The organism is Streptomyces sp. RPT161 (assembly GCF_027533845.1).
Classification (GTDB): Bacteria; Actinomycetota; Actinomycetes; order Streptomycetales; family Streptomycetaceae; genus Streptantibioticus_A; species Streptantibioticus_A silvisoli_A.
In genome coordinates, this window is record NZ_JAPZVN010000050.1 from 1 (window position 1) to 5,330 (window position 5,330).

A 5,330-nucleotide genomic window follows, 5' to 3' on the forward strand; every position below is an offset into this window, starting at 1 on the left:
TCACTCTTAACAGGAGCCCGGAGGAATCTGTCGCAACTCGCCTGATCGGGTGAGGAGTTACGAACAGGGTTCTGATATTCGCTGCTTCTATGGAGAAGCGTCGATCGGTTGTTCAATGTGTGCCAGGCTGCGGACGAGGTGCAATCGACGCGCGGGCCGGTCGCGCGGGAACCACCCGTGCATCCGGCCCGCTCCCGCTTGAACGGGGTTCGGTCTCCCACGGGGCTCCTCGCTGTCGTCGAGGTGCTTGAGCGCTATCCGCGCTTTGGGCAGCGTCCGGGCCGCTGAGTGTCGACCAGAACTCGTGGATCGCCGTTGGTGCGGTGGAGGCGGCGTGGGACCAGGCGACCATCCTGCGCTCGGCAGACGACCACAGGGCGTGGCCCGTTCTGGCCGAGCGCATCGCGGCGGCCCCGGCCATCTATGGCACGGGCGAGCTGCGGGGGACGGTGGCGCTGATCTGCGGCGCGATGGATCAGATCGGCGCCGGCCGCCTGGGCGGGGAGGACCTCGGCGACCGGTTGACAGCGACGTTGATGGACAAGGTCGGTCAGTGGGCCGAGACCGAGATGGTGGAGAGATCTGACCTGCCGATGGTGCGCCAGGTCGTGAGGGTCGTTTTCGAGGGGCGTGACCCGGTTGCCTGGCGGGACCAGGCCGGGCCAGTCCCCGATAGTGAACCTCGAGTGATGACGTGCGCACTCGAGCTCATCGCCGACTTTGTGGACCGGGTCGACGGGCCGGGGGCGTGTGAGCACGGACTTTTGACCGCGCTCGGCGACGCACTCGACTGACGATGGGCTCAGTCTGTCTCGCCTCCGACGAGACTCGACAGTCCGAGGCCAACTATCGGTCGCCAGACTGGCCAACTACGGGTCGTCCCGGCCGTCTGACCTACTGGGTCACCGCCTGCGGGGATAGCCGTAGCGGCAGGGGGACTTGGCGCGGTCTTGTGAGTAGGTGTGTCAGGCCGAAGCTCGTTGTCACCACTGCGGCGCTGCTGACGGCGTCCAGCACCCAGTGGTTGCCGGTCACGAGGATCGCGGTCAGCGTGAGTGTTGGGTGTAGCAGTCCCAGTAGCTTTGTCCAGCCCTGCGGGGCCAGTTTGACGATCACCACTGCGCTCCAGAGCGACCAGCCGAAGTGCAGCGATGGCATCGCTGCGTACGGGTTGGTCAGTGCGGTCAGCTGGCCGTAACTGGGATGCGTCAGGTTCTGTGGTCCGTACACGGTGTCGATGATCCCGAGCGCGGGCATCAACCGCGGTGGGGCCAGTGGGAAGATCTGGAAGCCGATGAGCGCGAGCAGCGTGATCAGGCCGAGTGTGGAGCGGGCCCAGCGGAAGTCAGCGGGGCGCCGGAGGTAGAGGACGGCCAGGATGGTGAACGGCACGCCGAAGTGGAATGAGGTGTAGTACCAGTTGAAGAAGCGCTCCAGCCAGTGGAGTTTCGTGATCGTGTGGTTCGCCCAATGCTCTATGTCGATGTGCAGCGCACGCTCAGCGGAGTCCACGAGCCGTCCGTGCTCCTCCGCCGTTGCACGCTCCGTGCGTACGGCGCCCCTGATCCGCGCGTACATCACATAGCCGACGCGGAGCATCAGGAGTTCCAGCAGCAGATCGGGGCCGCTGAGGGTCCCAAGCCACGAAGGTAGCCATGTCACCCGGCGAGGCTGGGGCACCTTTGGCGGGATGGATTCGGTCGGACGTGGAGTTTGGAAGTGCTCGGAGCTGGTAGGCAGGAAGGGCACCGCGCACGCGGTCGCCAGCGCGGCCATCAGCGGGAGATCCTCGCGCACAGGACGAAGCACTGGTATGTCCGGCAGTGACATCAGCCAGGGTGCGGTCGTCAGCAGCACCAGGGTCGCCGACCACAGCAGTTGGTCCTTCGCCCGGCGTCCCACCCGGCCTGCCGCCACGAGCAGCAGCCATAGCGACTGGTGCTGCCACGCCGTTGGGAACACGGCAATCGCCACACATCCGATCAGGGCCACCGCCAGCAGTGCTTGGTTGTCCTTGGTGTACCGCACCGCGCGCCACAGCCCGACGGCCGTCACCACACTGGCCAGCATCAGGAACAGCGCCACCGCCACTGGCCCGTGCAGACCTAAGCGCAGCAGTGCGCCGTGCAGCGACTGGCCCGTCGTGCTGTCCGATGGTGGGCTAAGCCCGGCGACCGCCAGGTGGTCGGTCCAGTATGTCCATGAATCCCGTGGTTTCACCGCCCCGGCCAGCGCCGTGCACGCCGCGAACGTTCCCGCGGCGCTCAGCGCCGCCTTCCTGCGGCCGGTCAGCCACAGCAGGGGCATGAACAGCAGCGTGGCGGGCTGCAACGCGGCTCCCAGTCCGACCAGTGCCCCCGATGCCTGCTCCTCGCGCACCACGAGGCAGGCCAGCAGGACCAGCAGCACCGAGATGGTGCTGGTCTGTCCCGGAAGAAGGCTGCTGCGCACGGACTGGGAGATCATCACAAGACCGATGGCCGCGAGCGGCCCTCGCAGCGCGCTGTGCTGCGGAACTGTCTTCGGCAGGGCCCGTGCCACGACCCAGCCGATGGCCGCGGCGATGCACAACATGCTCGCCGGCCACACAACACCTATGGCGTTTTCGGCCGTTCGAACGAGTGGCTTGAGTACCAGACCCGCGAACGGGGAGCCGGTGGCACAGTGCTGGTCGTACAGCGATCGTCCAGTCCAGCTCGGTAAGTCTGCCGGTACCTCACGCAGTGTCAGCACAATGCCCGTCACCGGTCGACGTCCGCGTCCATGCAGTCATCCTGCCGCGGAGCACACGATGACTGCTTGGGAAGATTCCCTCCTGGCGCGGTGATGACCGCGCCCTGGGCGACGACCGGCTCGGCACTCGTGCGCGGGCGGCCGGGTGCCGGCGTGCCGCCGCGGCGGGCCATCGGCGACCACCAGTTCGCTTCCCCGGCCAGCGCCATCACGGCAGGGGCCAGCACCGGGCGGACGATCAGCGCGTCCACGGCCACCGACAGGGCGATGGTCACGCCCATGACCTTGATGGTGGTGATGTCGGATGCGGCCAGGCTGAGCAAGACAGCGCCGACCACGAGGGCGGAAGTGGTGAACAGTGGTGCGGCTGCGCGCAATCCGGCCGCTACCGCTGTCGTGGTTTCGCCCGTGCGCCGGTGCGCCTCCATCACCCGGGCGAGCAGCAGTACCTCGTAGTCCAGGGACAGTCCGAAGGCGAGGCAGAACACCATGATCGGGGTGAACAGATCAGTGCCTCCGGTAACCGTGAAGTCGCCCAGCACGGACCGAAGGTGGCCGTCCTGGAAGATCCACACCATGGCGCCGAAGGTCGCGGTCATGCTGAGCGCGTTCATCACAAGGGCCTTGACCGCAAGGAAGAGCGAACCGGTGAACAGCAGCAGTACCAGCAAGGTCGCGGCCACGACGACGCCGATGGCCCAGGGCAGTCGTGCTGCGACGGCGTGCCGCACGTCGAGCAGCCTGGCTGGTGGTCCGGCAACCAGGGGCCGCGTCGGCGCCCTGGCATGCCGCACCGCGCTTGCCAGCCGCACGCTGGCGGGGCCGAACGGCTCGGTGGGGCCGTAGACGGCCAGCCAGGTACCGGCTGGGGACAGGTAGCGTCGGTCGATAGGCGGGCTCTGCCCCTGTAGCCGTTCGCCATCGGTGTAAACGCCCGTGGATGTCCGCACGGATGCGGCGCCGGGCAGCGTCGACAGGTGGCGGGCGTAGGCGTCGAGCCTCGCAGGTCCAGCAGCGTTCGCGGCCGGGACCCACCGGGGCAAGATGACATCCACCTCGGTGTGATCGGACTGGGGGAAGGCGGTGCGCAGTTGGCTCATGGCCTGGATCACGGGAGCAGTGCCGGGCAACACCCGCTCGTCGCCGAGGGCGAACGACGCCTGGCGGAACGGCAACGCGAGCGCGGTCAGGACCAACGCGGCGCCCACGGCGGCCACCGTCCGGTGGCGCATGACCGCAACCGTCAGCCGTCGCCACCCCTCGCCCGTGCCGCCGATCCGCCGAAGGCCACGTCGGGTGTGGCCCGCGAACCGTCCACCGAAGCAGGAGAGCCCCGCCGGCACCAGCACCAGCGACGCCACCGCGGACAACACCACCACCGGGATCCCGGCATACGCCAACGACCGCAGGAAGGACAACGGGAAGACCAACAAGCCAGCCAACGACAGCACGACAGCACCCGAGGCGACGACAACCGTCCGACCGGCGGATTCCATCGCGCGCTCGATAGCCTCGACGTGGGCGAGCCCCGTGGCGCGTTCCTCGCGGTAGCGGGCAACCAGGAAGAGGCTGTAGTCGACCGCGAGCGCCAGGCCCACAGCACTCGTCACGTTCAGCGCGTACACCGACACCTCGGTGATCTCCGAGACGGCACGCAACACCGCCAGCGTGCCCACTATCGCCACCCCGCCCACCGCCAACGGCAGACACGCAGCACCGATCCCCCCGAACGCCCACACCAGCAACACCAGCATGGTGGGCACCGCGATCAACTCCGAGACGTGCAGGTCACGTTGGCTCTGCTGCTGAAGCTCCTTGACTACCAGCGCGGCTCCGGAGGCCGTTACCTGCAAGGGACCGTGCCTACCGGTGACGGCGGGGACCAGCCGATCCACGGCGGCGTGTCGCGCGTCCCCGTTCAGCCGCACCGCGATCAGCGCATCATGGCCGTCCCCGGACCGCAGCATCGGGTCTCGAACGTCGGGAAGCCGCTGGGGCACGAAGCCACGCGCGCGAAGGCCAACCACCGGGCCGGTCCAGTATGCGGTCACTCCGCTGACCTTCCGGTCCGCACACAGCCGTTCCACCAGGCGCCGCCCCGTCTCACGGGCTTCGGGAGCGTCCACGGAACCGGCGGTGCGGGTCAGCAGCAGCAGATCCGGCACCCCGCCATGGAAACGTTCGCTCAGCAGGGCGTCGGCCTTCACCGAGGAAGCCCCGGGCGGCGCCCAACCACCGGTGACCAACTTCCCGGCCACTCCGTGACCTGCCCATAAGCAGGCCGCGACCATCAACAAAGCAGACACGGCGACCGTCCGCCGATAGCGAGCAGCCGCTCTCCCCACCCCTGCAAGGAACCCCATGGACGGGTCAACGCCAGTGAAGTCCAGGAGTTACTCGGCTCAACTACCCACGCTTCACGAAAGGTTGACACGCGACGGCCCCGGTATCGGTCGACGACCACTCGTGAGCCCTTGGCTCCGGCGAAGACTTACCGCCCAGCACGCGCGGAGTCGCGCGGTGATCCGTGCGGGGCCGCCGCGCCGCCGCATACGGCCCCTGCTCCCTGAACCCCGGCCACCCCAGCTGCCTCCGCG

General features: G+C 68.2%; 3 protein-coding genes. 1 reads left to right on the forward strand and 2 read right to left on the reverse strand.

The genetic code is table 11. The features are described from left to right. Positions 1–323: 323 nt before the first annotated feature. Complete coding sequence (locus O5O46_RS34735) at positions 324–794, forward strand: hypothetical protein (RefSeq protein WP_269859677.1); 471 nt, start codon at positions 324–326, stop codon at positions 792–794. Positions 795–894: 100 nt separating this feature from the next. Here O5O46_RS34735 and O5O46_RS34740 read toward each other — a convergent pair whose 3' ends face one another. Both O5O46_RS34740 and O5O46_RS34745 read right to left on the reverse strand, forming a co-directional pair. After that, positions 895–2,745, reverse strand: coding sequence for a bifunctional glycosyltransferase 87/phosphatase PAP2 family protein (locus tag O5O46_RS34740; RefSeq protein WP_333482450.1), 1,851 nt, complete (start codon positions 2,743–2,745; stop codon positions 895–897). Next, positions 2,742–5,039: an MMPL family transporter gene (locus tag O5O46_RS34745; protein WP_269859678.1), complete on the reverse strand. Its 2,298-nt coding sequence runs from the start codon at positions 5,037–5,039 to the stop codon at positions 2,742–2,744. Before O5O46_RS34745 ends, O5O46_RS34740 begins: the two co-directional genes overlap by 4 nt. Positions 5,040–5,330: the final 291 nt, after the last annotated feature.